The organism is Mariniluteicoccus endophyticus, assembly GCF_054780035.1.
The window spans coordinates 264,410-280,591 of the sequence record NZ_BAAGXC010000016.1; the positions used below are offsets into that span (position 1 = coordinate 264,410).

Sequence of the window (16,182 nt, forward strand, 5' to 3'; positions counted from 1 at the left end):
TCCACGCCCCCGAAGACCCCGCCACGGCCGCCTTTATGATCGGGCAATGAGGGAGATGCGATGAACCGACACGACGGCGAGCCGCGCCCGCCCGCACCCCCGCCGGGCCTGGGTGACGGGGGCCCACGATGATCACCGGCGGCCCCCACGGCGGGCGGCCCCAGCCCCCGCCGCCGACATTCGGGGCACCCCCGCCGACGTCCGGCGCTCCCACGAACGGGTCGACCCAGCCCTTCGGCCCGTCCGCTCGCGATCCCGAGCCGACCGCGGCGTACCCGCAGCAGCCCCGCGGCCCCGTCCAGGGCCCCGCGCCCCACCACCAGCCTCCGGTGCAGCCCGTCCCGCCCCGGCTCGAGCCCCGGGGCGGACTCGTACCGGTCCTGATGATGCTGCTGGCGGTCCTGATCGTGGCGGCAGGAGCCGGGGTCGCGTACACGATGCTGAGCGGCGGCGAGTCCGTGGCGCCCCAGCCGGCCACCCAGCCGCCACCGGTGACCGAGACGCCGGCCGGGGCCACCCCCACCCCGGAAGCGACTCCCACGCCCGAGGCGACCCCCACGCCGAGCGCCTCGCCGACTCCAGAAGCGACACCGACGCCCAGCCCGCCGCCCGCGGCCTTCCCGGCCGGGGTCGCCCCCTGCCCCGCGAGCGGGTCGGCCGCCAACCCGGCGCGGTCCGGCGTCGGCAACGGCGTCACCTCGTGCCCGTTCGCGGAGGAGGTCAGGGCCGCGTACGCCGCCCAACCGGTGCGCGATGCGTCCGTGACGGTGGAGGCGCGCTCACCCGTCACGGGCAGGACGTACGCGATGTCGTGCTCCGCCGGCCCGGTGGTGATGTGCACCGGCGGCAACAACGCCGTGGTGTATCTGCTGTGAGGACGCTGCCGGCATCCCTCGCGGCCGTAGCCGTGCTCGCCACCGCGTGCGCTCCTGCCCCGGTCGCGCCCGCACCGGTCGCGGTGACCTCCACCCCGCCGACGGGGCCGCGTACGGCCTCCCGGACGACGAAGCCGGGAACCCCCGCTCCCCCGCTCGCGACGCCGTCACCGCGGCCGGCACCGACTCCGGACGGCGGGCTGGCCGCCGCCATGAAGGAGTACGCCGAGAGCCGCCCCGTGCCGGTCGGCATCGTCGTCCAGCCGGTCGGGGGCGAGCCGGTCGCGGCGGGCCCGTGGACCACCGGCGTCGCGTGGTCGACCATCAAGGTTCCCCTGGTGCTGGCCCATCGCCGCGCAGACAGACCCGCCGCGGCCTCCCTCGAAATGGCAGCACTCACCTACTCCGACAACGCGGCGGCGACCCGGATGTGGTCCGCGCTCGGTCAGCCGCAGTCCGCCGCCGCACAGGTCGACCGCGTCGCCCGTGCGTACTCGGTCGACCTGCACACGCAGGCCCGCACGGTCCGCGCCGGTTTCACGCCATTCGGCCAGACCGAGTGGTCCACCATCGCCCAGGCCCGGTTCATGGCGGGGATGACCTGCGACCCGTCGGCCCGGCCCACGCTGGCGCTGATGGGCCAGGTCGTCGACGACCAGCGCTGGGGGCTGGGTCGGCTCCAGGGCGCCCGGTTCAAGGGTGGCTGGGGTCCGCTCGAGGGCGGCGGCTACCTCCACCGCCAGATGGGTGTGGTCGACCTCGGGCATGGGCCGGTGGCCGTGGCCATCGCTGCTGAGGCGCCGTCGGACGAAGCCGGGCAGGCCGAGCTCGATGCCGCTGCGCGCTGGCTGGGGTCCCACGCGCAGGGCATGGCCGGACACTGCTGACAACCCGGCGGTCGGGCCGTCGAGCACAGCGCGTCTGGCCCGCCTCGGGCATCTCCATGAACTCGCCGACGGCCACCTCGGGCATGCGGGAGCGCCGGCCGTGGTCGCCCCGAAGGTCACGCCCCGGCCGGGCCACCGCAAGCGGCCGCGTGGGTGGTCGGGCCGGTCAGACCATCAGCGGGCGATCGGTCGGCTCGATGGGCCGCGGCAGCTTGCTCTGCCCCGCGCCCAGATAGGCGTCCACGCCGTGGGCGCAGGACCGCCCCTCGGCGATCGCCCACACGATGAGCGACTGGCCGCGCCCGGCATCGCCGCAGACGAACACGCCCGGTCGCGAGGTTTCGAAGGTCTCCGAACGGGCGATGTTGCCCCGCTCGTCGAGCTCGAGTCCGAGCTGCTCGACCAGGCCGGTGCGCTCGGGACCTGTGAAGCCCATGGCCAGCAGCACCAGCTGGGCGGGGATCTCCCGCTCGGTGCCCTCCACCGGCTGGAAGCGGCCGTCGACCATCTCGACCTCCGACAGCTTGAGCGCCTTCACGTTGCCCTCGTCGTCGCCGACGAACTCCGAGGTGGAGACGGCGTACACGCGGTCGCCGCCCTCCTCGTGGGCCGACGACACGCGGTAGAGCATCGGGTAGGTCGGCCACGGCTGGTTGTCGGGACGCGCCTCGGTGGGGCGCGGCAGGATCTCCAGCTGGGTGATCGACCGCGCCTTCTGGCGGATCGAGGTGCCCAGGCAGTCGGCGCCGGTGTCGCCGCCGCCGATGATGACGACGTCCTTGTCGGTGGCGAGGATCTGGTCGTCGACCTCCTGGCCGAGGGCGACGCGGTTGGCCTGGGGCAGGAACTCCATGGCTTGGTGGATGCCGCCCAGCTCGCGCCCGGGGATCGGCAGGTCGCGCGCGACGGTCGAGCCCGTGGCGATCACGACGGCGTCGTAGCGGTCCAGCAGCTCGTCGGCCGTGATGTCGGTGCCGACGTCGACGCCCGAGCGGAAGATCGTGCCCTCGTTGCGCATCTGGCGGATGCGCCGGTCGAGCACCGACTTCTCCATCTTGAACTCGGGGATGCCGTAGCGCAGGAGGCCGCCGGGCGCGTCGGCGCGCTCGTAGACGGCGACCGTGTGGCCCTCGCGCGTCAGCTGCTGGGCGACCGCCAGACCGGCCGGGCCCGAGCCGATGACAGCGACGGTCTTGCTGGTGTGCCACTGCGGCAGCTGGGGCTTGACGGCGCGGTTGGCGAAGCCGCGCTCGATGATCGAGACCTCGACGTTCTTGATGGTCACGGGTTCGCCGGAGATGCCGACGACGCAGGCCGTCTCGCACGGGGCCGGGCACAGCCGGCCGGTGAACTCAGGGAAGTTGTTCGTGGCGTGGAGGCGGTCGAGCGCGTCCATCCAGTCGTCCCGGTAGGCGAGGTCGTTCCACTCGGGGATCAGGTTGCCCAGGGGGCAGCCCGAGTGACAGAACGGGATGCCGCAGTCCATGCAGCGGCCGGCCTGGGTGGAGATGATCGGGAGCAGCGGTCGTGCCGGGTTGCCCTCGTACACCTCCTCCCAGTCGTTGATGCGCTCGGTGACCGGGCGGCGCGGGGCCACCTCGCGTCCGTGCTTGAGGAATCCGCGGGGGTCGGCCATGTCAGTCGTTCCCTTCCAGGCTGGTGTGGTTCGCGGTCGTGGTGGTCCGGGGCAGGATCGAGGTCTCACGCATGGGCGGCCTCCATCATGCGGGCAGTGGTCGTGGCCTCGTCGAGGCCCTCGGCCTCGGCCTCGGCACGGGCGGCGAGCACCCGCGCGTAGTCGCGCGGGAGCACCTTGGTGACCTGCGTACGCAGGCCCTCGGCGCCGGAGTCGAGGAGCCGCTTCGCCGAGGCGGATCCGGTCTCCTCGTGGTGGCGCCGCAGCAGGTCCGAGACCTGGGCGATGTCGTCGTCGGTCATCTCGACGACGTCGACCAGCTCGCGGTTCAGGTTGTCCTCGACCAGGTCCGTCACGTACGCGACGCCGCCCGACATGCCCGCTGCGAAGTTGCGTCCGGTCCCGCCGATGACGAGGACACGGCCGCCGGTCATGTATTCGCAGGCGTGGTCGCCGACTCCCTCCACGACGGCGGTGGCGCCGGAGTTGCGGACGCAGAAGCGCTCGCCGACCTGACCGCGGAGGAAGATCTCACCGGAGGTGGCGCCGTAGCCGATGACGTTGCCGGCGATGATCTGCTCGCGGGCCTCGAACCCGGCGTCGATGGCGGGGCGGACGACGATGCGCCCACCCGACAGGCCCTTGCCGAGGTAGTCGTTCGAGTCGCCCGTGAGGCGCAGCGTGACGCCGCGGGGAAGGAAAGCCCCGAAGCTCTGGCCGCCGGTGCCGGTCAGGCTGATGTCGATCGTGTCGTCGTCGAAGCCCTTGCCGCGGGTCGCGCGCGTGACCTCGTGACCGAGGATGGTGCCGACGGTCCGGTGGATGTTGCGCACCTCCACGTCGAACGCGACCTTCTCGCCCGACTCGAGCGCGGCCCGGGCCCGCGGGATGAGCACGGTGCGGTCGAGGCTGTCGTCGAGCCCGTGGTCCTGGGTCGTGACCGACTTCAGAGGCGAGGTCTCCGAGAACCCGCCCTCGGGGCGGTGCAGGATCGGGCTGAGGTCGAGGCCGTGGGCCTTCCAGTACGCCTCGGCGCTGCGGACGTCGAGGCACTCCACGTGGCCGATCGCCTCGTCGAGGCTGCGGAAGCCCAGCTGGGCCAGGTATTCCCTGACCTCCTGCGCGATGAACTCGAAGAAGTTCACCACGTACTCCGCCTTGCCCGTGTAGCGCTCGCGCAGGACGGGGTTCTGGGTCGCGATGCCGACCGGGCAGGTGTCGAGGTGGCACACGCGCATCATCACGCAGCCCGAGACGACCAGCGGAGCGGTCGCGAACCCGTACTCCTCGGCGCCGAGCAGGGCGCCGATGACGACGTCGCGGCCGGTCTTGAGCTGGCCGTCGACCTGCACGACGATCCGGTCGCGCAGGCCATTGACGATCAGCGTCTGCTGGGCCTCGGCCAGGCCGAGCTCCCAGGGTCCGCCGGCGTGCTTGAGCGAGGTCAGGGGCGCGGCACCCGTGCCGCCGTCGTGCCCCGAGATGAGCACGACGTCGGCCTTGGCCTTCGACACGCCCGCGGCAACCGTACCCACGCCAACCTCCCCCACGAGCTTGACGTGGACGCGCGCCGACGGGTTGGCGCACTTGAGGTCGTGAATGAGCTGCTTGAGGTCCTCGATCGAATAGATGTCGTGGTGCGGCGGCGGCGAGATGAGGCCCACGCCCGGCGTCGAGTGACGGGTCTTCGCCACCCACGGGTAGACCTTCTGGCCGGGCAGCTGGCCGCCCTCGCCGGGCTTGGCGCCCTGGGCCATCTTGATCTGGATGTCGTCGGCGTTCGACAGGTAGTCCGACGTGACCCCGAAGCGGCCCGATGCGACCTGCTTGATCGCGGAGCGACGCGTCGGGTCGTAGAGGCGCTCGGCGTCCTCGCCACCCTCGCCGGTGTTCGACTTGCCACCGAGGCGGTTCATCGCGACCGCCAGGGTCTCGTGGGCCTCGCGGCTGATCGATCCGTACGACATGGCGCCGGTCGAGAAGCGCTTGACGATCTCGGAGACGGGCTCAACCTCGTCGATGTCGATCGGCTCGCGGTCGCTCCTCAGCTCCAGCAGGCCGCGCAGCGTCATCAGGCGCTTGGACTGGTCGTCCACGTGCGCGGTGTACTGCTTGAAGATGTCGTAGCGACCCGACCGCGTGGAGTGCTGGAGGCGGAAGACCGTCTCGGGGTCGAACAGGTGGGGCTCCCCCTCGCGGCGCCACTGGTACTCGCCGCCGACCTCGAGCTCGCGGTGCGGCAGCGGGATGCCGTCGGCCGGGTAGGCCATCTGGTGGCGGCGGCGGATCTCCTCGGCGATCTCGTCGAGGCCGAGCCCGCCCAGCCGCGACGGCGTACCGGTGAAGTACTGGTCGACGACCTCCTGCGACAGGCCGAGGCACTCGAAAATCTGCGCACCGGTGTAGGACGCCACCGTGGACACGCCCATCTTCGACATGACCTTGAGCACGCCCTTGCCGAGCGCCTTCTTGACGTTCTTGACGGCCTGCTCGGGCTCGACGGTGACGTAGACCTCCTCGCGGGCCAGGTCCTCGGCGCCCTCGAACGCCAGGTAGGGGTTCACGGCGGCCGCGCCGAAACCGATGAGCGTCGCCACGTGGTGGACCTCGCGCACGTCGCCGGCCTCCACGATCAGGCCGGCCTTCGTACGCGACTTCTCACGCACCAGGTGGTGGTGGATGGCCGCGGTCAGCAGCAGCGACGGGATGGGCGCGAGCTCGGCGTTGGAGTGGCGGTCGGACAGGATGATGGTCCGTGCTCCGTCCTTGATGGCCTTCGACACCTCGGCACAGGCGCGGTCGAGCGCGTGGCGCAGGCCCATGCCGCCCTCCTCGACGCGGTAGAGCCCGCGGACGACGTGGGGCTTGAACCCGGGCATGTCGCCGCGCCGGTTCAGCGCCACGATCTTCGCCAGCTGGTCGTTGTCGAGGATCGGGAACGGGATGTTGATCTGACGGCACGACGCGGGCCCGGGCTCGAGCAGGTTGTGCTCGGGGCCGATCGATCCGGCCAGCGACGTGACGAGCTCCTCGCGGATGGCGTCCAGCGGCGGGTTCGTCACCTGGGCGAAGAGCTGGGTGAAGTAGTCGAACAGCAGGCGCGGGCGCTCGGAGATCGCGGCGATCGGGGTGTCGGTGCCCATCGACCCGATCGACTCGGCCCCTGAGTTGGCCATCGGCGTGAGGATGAGACGCAGCTCCTCCTCGGTGTAGCCGAACACCTGCTGGCGGCGCGTCACCGACGAGTGGCCGTGGACGGTGTGCTCCCGCTCGGGCAGGTCGTCGAGCTCGATGAGGCCGCCGGCGAGCCACTCGCCGTACGGCTGCTCGGCGGCCAGCTGGTCCTTGATCTCGTCGTCGGGCACGATGCGGTGCTCGGCGAGGTCGGCGAGGAACATCTGGCCGGGCTGCATGCGGCCTTTCTGGACGACCTTCTCCTGCGGGATGTCGAGCACGCCCGACTCCGAGGCCAGGACGACGAGGCCGTCGTCGGTGATCCAGTAGCGCCCCGGGCGCAGGCCGTTGCGGTCGAGGACGGCGCCGATCTGCGTACCGTCGGTGAAGCAGACCGCCGCCGGTCCGTCCCACGGCTCCATCAGGCACGAGTGGAAGCGGTAGAAGTCCCGCCGCCTCGGATCCATGTGGGGGTTGTTCTCCCACGCCTCGGGGATCATCATCAGCACCGCGTGCGGCAGGGAGCGACCACCGAGGTGAAGCAGCTCGAGCACCTCGTCGAACGACGCCGAGTCGGAGTGGCCGGGCGTACAGATCGGGAACAGCCGGTCGAGGTTGCCGCCGAAGGCGTCGCTGACGAGCAGCTCCTCGCGGGCGCGCATCCAGTTGCGGTTGCCCTTGACCGTGTTGATCTCGCCGTTGTGCGCGATCAGGCGGAACGGGTGGGCCAGCTCCCAGCTCGGGAAGGTATTGGTCGAGAACCGCGAGTGGACCAGGGCGAGCGCCGAAGCCATCCGCTCGTCGTGCAGCTCGGGAAAAACCTCCTCGAGCTGGTCGGTGGTGAGCATCCCCTTGTAGACCAGCGTGCGGCAGGACAGGGAACCGAAGTAGGTGCCGGCCTCCCGCTCGGCGCGCCGGCGCAGGCAGAACGCGCGCCGCTCGAGCTCCAGATCGGTCTCGCCGTTCGCGCCCGCGACGACCAGGTGGGCGAAGTCGGGCATGACCTCGGCCGACACGTGGCTGAGCGTCGCGGGATCGGTCGGGATGTCACGCCAGCCGAGGACGGTCAGGCCCTCCTCGGCAGCGATCTTCGCGATCTTCTCGCGCGCGGCGGCCCCGTCCTCGCGGTCGAGGAAGGCCGCACCCACGGCGTACGCCCCCTTGGCCGGCAGGTCGAAGTCGCAGGCTTCGCGCAGGAACGCGTCGGGGACCTGGATCAGGATGCCGGCGCCGTCGCCGGCCGCGGTGTCGGCGCCCGTGGCGCCGCGGTGGTCGAGGTTGCGCAGGGCCTCGAGGCCCTTCTCGACGATGTCGTGGTTGGGCTCGCCGGAGAGGGTGGCCACGAAGGCCACACCGCAGGCGTCGTGCTCGAAGGCGGGGTCGTAGAGCCCCTCGACGCGGCGCTGCTGAACCATGGTGTCTCCTGCCTGTTGGTTACTGGCGAGCCCCAAAATAGGGCCAAACGGACTTTCCATCTGGTTCGAAGGATGGCGCGAGACAACCGTGACAAACAGCACTGTCCACGGATCTGGACTGTGATACATGTCTCACCCCGACTCGGGGTCGGGTCTACCGGGTCGATCGGAGCACCCTTCCCGTATACCAGCGGTAGGCCATGGTCGAGGCGGCGAACACCATCGTGACCAGGGCGATCGCCCCCATCGGCTGCCAGCGCCCGGCCTCCTCGTCGAGCATCAGGAACAGCCCCATCGCGACCACCCAGCGGAACGCGACCGCCGAGAGCAGTCGCCCCTGCTCCATGTCCTGCTGCACGCACGCCAGCAGCACCGACATCGCGACGTGGGCCACGACGAACGCCGCGACGTACAGCACCACCTCGGCCGCCGAGTGGCGTACGCCCCAGCGCTCGAGCACGCGCGCGGCCAGCAGCGGCTGGGTCAGCGCCCAGGCCGCACCCGTCACCGTGCCGCTCACCACCGGGGCGTACGCCTCCCCCAGCGTCGGCTGTACGAGCGAACGCCAGCCGAGCTCCTGGGCCGTGCAGGTGATGAGGAGGGTCAGCGCCATCATGCACAGGATCGTCGACCTGTCCCCCGGCATCGCCAACGGATAGGCCAGCGTGCCCAGGTCGACGGCCTCGCGCGGCCACCGCATCGTCGCCGAGAACTGCACGCAGCCGAGCACGACACCGGCGCCGAGCGCCGCCAGGACCAGCGTCCGGCCCAGCGCCTGCGGGGTCGGGCGTACGCCGGGGCGCCAGTCGACCGTCAGCCGCAGCGGCCGGCAGAGCGCCAGCGTGACCGCGGCGGCCACCGCGGGGGCCAGCGCGGGCAGGTCGACGACCCACCACTCGACGCCGAGGCGCTCCTGGAGCAGCGACAGGGGCGCGGCGACCACGAGGGTGGCCACGCAGAAGACCACCACGGTGGCCCATCGCGACCGTGACCCGGCGACCCCGTTCATCGCTGCTGCCTCGCGAACAGGGTGAAGTCGTGGGCCAGGTCGTTGATCGACGTGCCGGGGGTCCACACCACGAAGGCCCGGGCACCGCGACCGACACCTATGACCTGCGCCCCGTGGCCGACCTCGTACCCTCCCCCGGGCAACGGGGTCGCGTGCTCGATGGAGACGCCCAACCCCTCGGCGGCGCGGCGGATGTCGGCCGGCTCCCCGGTGAGCCCCAGGAACGACGGGTCGAAGCGCGCCAGGTAGTCCCGCACCACCGTCGGCGTGTCCCGCGCCGGGTCGGTCGAGACGAAGACAACCTGGATGTCGGCCCGCTCGGGGTCGGGAACCTTCGTCAACGCGCTCGCGACGTCGGACAGCTGGGCGATGCACACGTCGGGGCAGTGCGTGTAGCCGAAGAAGACCAGCGTGACCGGCCGCGACGGCGACGTACGCAGGTTGTAACGCTGCCCCGCCGTGTCGACCAGCGTCACGTCGGGCACGTCGAAGGGCTGCGGCAGCACTCCGCCGCGCAACCCGGGCTCGTCCGCCCGGGCGTCGGAGCGGGGCACGACGACCCCGCCGGACGACGACTGCGCACCGCAGGCGGTCAGCAGCGTCGCCGCCGCGACCAGCGCCACCACGAGGCGTCGCACGTCACTCCCCTCCTCGGACCGGACCTCTCAGGCGCGTACGCCGGCGGCGAGCTCGTCGACGAGCGCCCGCAGCGCCGACAGGTCGTCGGGCCGGCCGGCGTCGTCGGCGTCGAGCAGCGTGCGGACCAGCGCGCTGCCGACGATCACCGCATCGGCGAACCCAGCGGTCTCGCGGGCCTGGTCGCCGTTGGAGACGCCCAGGCCGATCCCGACGAGCACGTCGGGGCACAGAGTACGGATGCGGTCCACGAGGACGGGGGCGGCGGCCGACGTGGTCGAGCGTACGCCCGTCACGCCCATGACCGCGGTCGCGTACAGCCAGCCGCGGCAGGCCGCCACCGTGGACCGGATGCGGTCGTCGGTCGAGCTGGGCGACACGAGGAAGATGCGGTCGAGCCCGTGCGCGTCGGACGCGGCGACCCACTCGTCGGCCTCGTCGGGCGTCAGGTCGGGGGTGATGAGCCCCGCGCCACCGGCGGCGGCGAGGTCGCGGGCGAACGCGTCGACACCGTAGCGCTCGACGATGTTCCAGTAGGTCATGACGACCGCGTGCCCACCGGCGTCGGCCACGGCCTGGGTGGCGCGGAACAGGTCCCGGGTGCGTACGCCACGCTGCAGCGCGCGCGTGCCCGCCAGCTCGACGGTCGGGCCGTCCATGACGGGATCGCTGTAGGGCATGCCGACCTCCACGAGGTCGCAGCCCTCGGCGAGGACGCGCAGCGCGTCCAGCGACCCGTCGACGGTCGGGTAGCCGACGGGCAGGTAGCCGACGAGCGCCTTGCGCCCTTCGGCCGCAGACCGCTGGAGGATCTGTCCGGTGATCCCGGTCTCGTAGGCCATCACAGCTCCTTGCTTCCGGTGGGGTCGGCGGGCTCGGCCGGCGCGTGGTCGGGTACACCACCGGTGGTCGCGTCGACCGATCCGTCGAGGCCGAACCAGGCGATGGCCGTCTCGACGTCCTTGTCGCCACGTCCCGAGAGGTTGACCAGGATGATCGGCTCGTCGTCGGGACGCTCGCTCGCCCACCGCTGGCCCAGGCGCAGCGCGCCAGCGAGGGCGTGGGCCGACTCGATGGCCGGCATGATGCCCTCGGTCTGGGTGAGCAGACGCAGCGCCTCCATGGCCTCGGAGTCGGTGACGGGCTCGTAGACGGCGCGGCCGGTATCGGCCAGCCAGGCGTGCTCAGGTCCGACCCCCGGGTAGTCGAGGCCCGCCGAGATGGAGTGTGACTCGATGGTCTGGCCGTCCTCGTCCTGGAGCACGAAGGTACGCATGCCGTGCAGGACGCCCAGCTTGCCGGCGGTGATGGTTGCGGCGTGGCGGCCGGTCTCGACGCCGTCGCCTCCGGCCTCGAAGCCGTACAGGGCGACCTCGGTGTCGGGCAAGAAGTCGGCGAAGATGCCCATCGCGTTCGAGCCACCGCCGACGCACGCGGCCACGGCGTCCGGCAACCGCCCGAAGCGCTCCAGGCTCTGGGCGCGGGCCTCGGTGGAGATGATGCGCTGGTATTCCCGGACGATCTTCGGGAACGGGTGGGGCCCGCCAACCGAGCCGATCAGGTAGTGGGTCTGGTCGACGCTGGCCACCCAGTCGCGCAGCGCCTCGTTCATCGCGTCCTTCAGCGTCTGGGAGCCGGACTGGACGGCCACGACCTCCGCTCCCAGCATCTGCATGCGGGCCACGTTGAGGGCCTGGCGGTCGGTGTCGACCTTGCCCATGTAGACGCGGCACTCCATGCCGAACAGGGCGGCGGCGGTGGCGGTGGCGACGCCGTGCTGGCCGGCGCCGGTCTCGGCGATGAGGCGGGTCTTGCCCATGCTGCGGGCGAGCATCGCCTGGCCGAGCACGTTGTTGATCTTGTGAGAGCCGGTGTGGTTGAGGTCCTCCCGCTTGAGGACGATGCGCGCGCGTCCGGCGTGGGCGGAGAACCGCGCCACCTCCGTCAGCGGGCTGGGCCGCCCGGTGTAGTGGCGGCGCAGGTCGTCGAGCTCGGCGATGAACTCGTCGTCGGCGAGCGCGGACTCGAACGCCTCCTCGAGCTGGGCCAGCGCGGCGAACAGCGCTTCGGGCACGAACTTGCCGCCGAAACGCTCGAAGTGACCCGAGGCGTCGGGCAGGTTCTCGGACGAGGTGTTCTCGGGAGACGTGTTCTCGGGCACGCGGCTTCCCCTTTCGTTCGTGGGCCGTGGGCCAGCGTACGCCGCCGGGACCCGGGTCAGTGCTGGGCGGCGGCGATCATCGCGGCGACGGCGCCGCGCGGATCGGAACCGCGCACGAGCGCCTCGCCGACCAGGACGACGTCGGCACCGGCCTCGACCAGGCCGGGGACGTCGACGGGGCCCGTGATGCCCGACTCGGCGACCTTGATGCGGTCGTCGGGGACGGACGCGGCGATGCGCGCGAAGCGGTGGATGTCGACCTCGAGGGTCTTGAGGTTGCGGTTGTTCACACCGATCACCTCGGCGTCGACGGCCAGCGCGCGCTCGACCTCGGCCTCGTCGTGGGTCTCGACCAGCGGGGTGAGGCCCAGCTCGAGCGCGGTGGCGTGGAGGTCGGCGAGCTGGGCGTCGTCGAGCGCGGCGACGATCAGCAGGGCGAGGTCGGCGCCGGCGACGCGGGCCTCGACCAGCTGGTATTCGTCGACGACGAAGTCCTTGCGGAGCACCGGGATGTCGACTCGGGCCCGGACGGCTTCGAGGTCGGCCATCGAACCGCCGAAACGCCGCGGCTCGGTCAGCACCGACACCGCCGCCGCGCCACCGGCCTCGTAGAGCGCTGCGAGGGCGGCGGGGTCGGGGATGTCGGCGAGCGCACCCTTCGACGGGCTGGAGCGCTTCACCTCGGCGATGACCGCGATCCCGGGCGCCCGGAACGCGGGCCGCGGGTCGAGCGCGGCGGGGGCGTCGGCCAGCCGCTCACGCAGCTCGGCGAGCGGCATGCGCGCACGCCGGGACTCGAGGTCCTCGCGGGCCCCGGCGACGATGCCGTCCAGGACCGTCGGTTCGGGGCCGGGGGTCATCAGTCCTGGCCCATCCCGATCTTGTTCATGACGCCGCCGACGATCGGCGCGAGCAGCAGCAGCACACCGCCGGCGACCACGAGCGTGAGGTTGATCGACGGTATCCCGTCGGGACCCAGAACCATGCCAAGGGCGCCGACGACGAAGCCCACCAGAGCGATCATCGAACCGGCCCAGGCGGCGGGCGTGCGGCCGTGGTGGATCTCCTTGCCCATCGGGCGGCGACGGCTCGTGGCGGTGGCGTTCATCAGTCCTCTTCCGGTCGGTTGCTCGGGGTCATTCTGGCCGATCCTCGGCCGGGGTGCCAGCCGAACCCGAAGGATCGGTCGGGTCGTATCCGTCGTCCATGGCCTTCCAGACCTCGGCGGGGTCGTCGGCGGCGTCGGTCTCGGACCTGTCGCCGCGCCGAGCGTACCTGTCGGCACCCGTCGGCCAGCGGTGCACGGTCAGCGCGGTGACGACCACGCCACCCAGACCGACCAGGCCCACAAGGGCGTACGCGATGGGGACCTTCGTGCCGCCCGGCTCGCCGACCTGGGCGATTCCCGTCATGACCATCGAGATGGTCACGATCGCCAGCGGCAGCGTCATGAGCCGGCGGCCGCGGGTGCGCAGCGTCAGCATCAGCAGCGTCCCGGCCGCGAGCACCCCGACCAGCACCAGCGCGAGCGTGCCGGTGGCCTCGACGCCCGTACGCGTGATCTCCTGGCCGAGGTCGCCGGTGGTGCGTCGCCAGCGGGCGTTCGCCGCGGCGACCCCACCGAGCGTCCCCGCCACCAGCAGTGAGTACGCGGTGGCCCGCGCCCTGCGCGCGCTCAGGTTCGCCAGCGCCACCGCCTCGCGGAAACGCTCCATGGCGGTGTGGTCGTGGTCATCGAGGGTCTGGGGAATCTCGGGTCGGGGCTCAGTCAAGCTCGCTCAGCCTCTCTGCGGCCGCGATCGCCCGCAGGACCGCCGCAGCCTTGTTCTTGGTCTCCTGGTTCTCGGCGGCCGGGTCTGAGTCGGCCACGATGCCCGCACCCGCCTGCACGTACGCGCGCCCGTCCTTCACCAGCGCCGTGCGGATCGCGATGGCGCAGTCGGAGCTCCCGGCGAGGTCGAACCAGCCGACCACTCCCCCGTAGATGCCCCGGGAGGTCTTCTCGAGCCGCTCGATGATCTCCATGGCCCGCACCTTCGGCGCCCCCGACAACGTGCCGGCGGGAAAGCACGACAGCGTCGTGTCGAGCGCTGTACGCCCGGGCGCCAGCTCGCCGGCCACCATCGCCTCCAGGTGCATCACGTGGGAGTAGCGGTGGACCTGCAGGAACTCCAGCACCTCGACGGTCCCGGGGGTGCAGACCCGCCCCAGGTCGTTGCGGCCCAGGTCGACGAGCATGACGTGCTCGGCCCGCTCCTTCTCGTCGGCGACAAGCTCGCGCTCCAGCACCAGGTCGGCCTCCTCGTCGGCCCCACGCGGGCGCGTGCCGGCGATCGGGTGAGTGACGGCACGGCCGTCGCCGACGGTGACCAGCGCCTCCGGCGACCCGCCGACGATGTCGAACGCGTGCCCGCCCCGTGGATCGGGCATGCGGAGCAGGAAGAGGTACGGGCTCGGGTTGATCAGCCGCAGCCGCCGGTAGATCTCGAACGCGTCGGCGCTCGTGGCGACCTCGAACCGCTGCGACGGAACGACCTGGAAGATCTCACCGGCGCGGATCTCCTCGATGGCCTCGCGCACGAGCGCCTCGAACTCCTCGTCGGTCGTGCCCCGCTCGACCTGCGGGTCCACGGCAGCGGGCGAGGCAACGCGTACCAGCGGCTCGCGGGGCGCGGCGAGGTCGCGGGCCATCTCCTGCACGCGGGAGACCGCGTCGGCGTACGCCTCGTCCACCCGCTCGTCGGACGCGTCGAAGTTCACCGCGTTGGCGAGCAGCCACACCTCGCCGGTTCGGTGGTCGAGCGCGGCGATGTCGGTGACGAGCATCATGCCCAGCTCGGGGATGCCGAGGTCGTCGTCGGTGGTGCGCGGCAGCCGCTCGAGGCGGCGTACGACGTCGTAGCCCAGGTAGCCGACGAAACCCGAAGCGAGCGGCGGAAGGCCTTCCTGCCGGTCGCAGGCCAACAGCTGGAGCGTCTCGCGCAGGACCTGCAGGGGGTCGCCGCCGTCGGGGAGGCCGACGGGCACCGTGCCCGTCCACGCGGCCTGCCCGTCGATCGTCGTCAGCGTCGCGGCCGTGCGTACGCCCACGAACGACCAGCGCGACCGCACCCCCTGCTCGACCGACTCCAGCAGGAAAGTGCCGGGCCGCGCCTGCGCCAGGCGTTGGTAGAGGCTCACCGGGTTGTCGGCGTCGCTGACCAGGCGCGCAGCGACCGTGACGACCCGCCGGTCGCGGGCAAGCTCCCGGAACTCCTCCAGCGACGGGGTGACGGCGAGGCTCATCGGAGGTCCTCGGGGACGGTGCGGGATTCCAGCGTGTGGGTGTCGAAGCAGCTCGTGGTGTTGAGGTGGCAGGCCGCCCCGAGCTGGTCGACCTGCACCAGCAGCGTGTCGCCGTCGCAGTCGAGCTCGACCCGGCGCACCCACTGCACGTGGCCCGACTCCTCACCCTTGACCCACAGTTGCCGGCGGCTGCGCGACCAGTAGGTCCCCCGCCCCGTGGTCAGCGTGAGGTGGAGGGCCTCGTCGTTCATCCAGGCCATCATCAGCACGCGGCCGCTGGTGGCGTCCTGAACGACGGCGGGGACGAGTCCGTCGGCGTTGCGGCGCAGCAGGGCCGCGACGGCGGGATCGAGGGTGGTCGCATCGGTCACCGGACCATTCTGGCCCACGTGCGGGCCCGGGGACGCCATCGACGCCCCGTGGCACGACGACTAGGCTGGACGCGTGAACCAGGCCAAGACAGAACGTGCCGAGCTGTGCGACCTCCTCGACCGCGTCGGCCCCGATGCGCCCACGCTCTGCGAGGGGTGGAAGACCCACGACCTCGCCGCCCACCTGTGGATCCGGGAGACCGACCCCCTGGCCGCGCCCGGCCTCGTGGCGCGTCCGCTTGCCGGCCTCACCGAGCGCCGCCTCGCCGAGGCGAAAGGCCGCTACCCGTACGCCGAGCTCGTCGACCGCGTACGCCGCGGCCCCGCGCGCCTGTCGGTCTTCGCCTTCCCGGGCGTCGACGAGGAGGCCAACACCGTCGAATACTTCGTCCACCACGAGGACGTGCGCCGCGCCGGAGGCGGCCCGTTCGGCCCGCGCGACCTGCCCGGCGAGTTCGAGGACTGGCTGTGGCGGCGCATGAAGCTGATGGGTCGCGCCATGTTCCGGCGCTCCCCCGTCGGACTGGTCCTCGAGCGCGCCCAGCCCGCCGAGGGTGCCGTCGGCGAGCCCGAGTCGGTGCGCGTCATGACCGGCAGCGAGATCGTCACCGTCATCGGCCGCCCGTCGGAGCTGTTCCTGTTCGGTTACGGCCGCCAGGCGGCCGCCGACGTCCGCCTCGTCGGTCCAGACGAAGCCGTCAGCCGTATCAGCACCGCCGACCTCGGGATCTGA

The 16,182-nt window shown here is 72.0% G+C and carries 14 protein-coding genes; 3 read left to right on the top strand and 11 right to left on the bottom strand.

Going from position 1 to position 16,182, the window contains the following annotated elements; translation table 11 throughout:
• Positions 1-128: 128 nt before the first annotated feature.
• Together ACYVGD_RS06590 and ACYVGD_RS06595 are read left to right on the top strand one after the other, a co-directional pair.
• Positions 129-875 (top strand): hypothetical protein, encoded by a 747-nt coding sequence (locus ACYVGD_RS06590; protein ID WP_460742235.1) that lies wholly within the window; start codon positions 129-131, stop codon positions 873-875.
• On the top strand, positions 872-1,762 hold the full coding sequence (locus ACYVGD_RS06595; RefSeq protein WP_460742237.1) for a hypothetical protein: 891 nt from the start codon (positions 872-874) through the stop codon (positions 1,760-1,762). The genes ACYVGD_RS06590 and ACYVGD_RS06595 overlap by 4 nt, the downstream gene beginning before the upstream one ends.
• A 166-nt stretch (positions 1,763-1,928) precedes the next feature.
• Here the strand turns inward: ACYVGD_RS06595 and ACYVGD_RS06600 are convergent, their stop codons facing one another.
• From ACYVGD_RS06600 to hisI, 11 genes are all read right to left on the bottom strand, one after another.
• Complete coding sequence (locus ACYVGD_RS06600; RefSeq protein WP_460742239.1) at positions 1,929-3,398, bottom strand: glutamate synthase subunit beta; 1,470 nt, start codon at positions 3,396-3,398, stop codon at positions 1,929-1,931.
• Positions 3,399-3,463: 65 nt separating this feature from the next.
• On the bottom strand, positions 3,464-7,987 hold the full coding sequence (gene gltB, locus ACYVGD_RS06605; protein ID WP_460742241.1) for a glutamate synthase large subunit: 4,524 nt from the start codon (positions 7,985-7,987) through the stop codon (positions 3,464-3,466).
• Positions 7,988-8,141: 154 nt separating this feature from the next.
• Positions 8,142-8,942, bottom strand: coding sequence for a hypothetical protein (locus tag ACYVGD_RS06610; RefSeq protein WP_460742243.1), 801 nt, complete (start codon positions 8,940-8,942; stop codon positions 8,142-8,144).
• A 50-nt stretch (positions 8,943-8,992) separates the two neighbouring features.
• Positions 8,993-9,634: an SCO family protein gene (locus ACYVGD_RS06615; protein WP_460742245.1), complete on the bottom strand. Its 642-nt coding sequence runs from the start codon at positions 9,632-9,634 to the stop codon at positions 8,993-8,995.
• Between the two features lie 27 nt (positions 9,635-9,661).
• Positions 9,662-10,474 (bottom strand): tryptophan synthase subunit alpha, encoded by an 813-nt coding sequence (gene trpA, locus ACYVGD_RS06620; RefSeq protein WP_460742247.1) that lies wholly within the window; start codon positions 10,472-10,474, stop codon positions 9,662-9,664.
• A complete protein-coding gene (trpB, locus tag ACYVGD_RS06625) occupies positions 10,474-11,793 on the bottom strand; it encodes a tryptophan synthase subunit beta (RefSeq protein WP_460742249.1) in 1,320 nt (439 codons plus the stop codon). The genes trpA and trpB overlap by 1 nt, the downstream gene beginning before the upstream one ends.
• Before the next feature lie 56 nt (positions 11,794-11,849).
• Complete coding sequence (trpC, locus tag ACYVGD_RS06630) at positions 11,850-12,653, bottom strand: indole-3-glycerol phosphate synthase TrpC (RefSeq protein WP_460742251.1); 804 nt, start codon at positions 12,651-12,653, stop codon at positions 11,850-11,852.
• Positions 12,653-12,901, bottom strand: coding sequence for an HGxxPAAW family protein (locus ACYVGD_RS06635; RefSeq protein WP_460742253.1), 249 nt, complete (start codon positions 12,899-12,901; stop codon positions 12,653-12,655). Before ACYVGD_RS06635 ends, trpC begins: the two co-directional genes overlap by 1 nt.
• Positions 12,902-12,929: 28 nt before the next feature.
• A complete protein-coding gene (locus ACYVGD_RS06640; RefSeq protein WP_460742255.1) occupies positions 12,930-13,565 on the bottom strand; it encodes a Trp biosynthesis-associated membrane protein in 636 nt (211 codons plus the stop codon).
• Positions 13,558-15,078 carry an anthranilate synthase component I gene (locus ACYVGD_RS06645; RefSeq protein WP_460742257.1) on the bottom strand — a complete coding sequence of 507 codons (1,521 nt, stop codon included), beginning with the start codon at positions 15,076-15,078 and terminating at the stop codon, positions 13,558-13,560. The genes ACYVGD_RS06640 and ACYVGD_RS06645 overlap by 8 nt, the downstream gene beginning before the upstream one ends.
• On the bottom strand, positions 15,075-15,488 hold the full coding sequence (gene hisI / locus ACYVGD_RS06650; protein WP_460742259.1) for a phosphoribosyl-AMP cyclohydrolase: 414 nt from the start codon (positions 15,486-15,488) through the stop codon (positions 15,075-15,077). Before hisI ends, ACYVGD_RS06645 begins: the two co-directional genes overlap by 4 nt.
• Positions 15,489-15,522: 34 nt before the next feature.
• Here hisI and ACYVGD_RS06655 point away from each other — a divergent pair, with 34 nt between their 5' ends.
• Positions 15,523-16,182 (top strand): TIGR03085 family metal-binding protein, encoded by a 660-nt coding sequence (locus ACYVGD_RS06655; RefSeq protein ID WP_460742261.1) that lies wholly within the window; start codon positions 15,523-15,525, stop codon positions 16,180-16,182.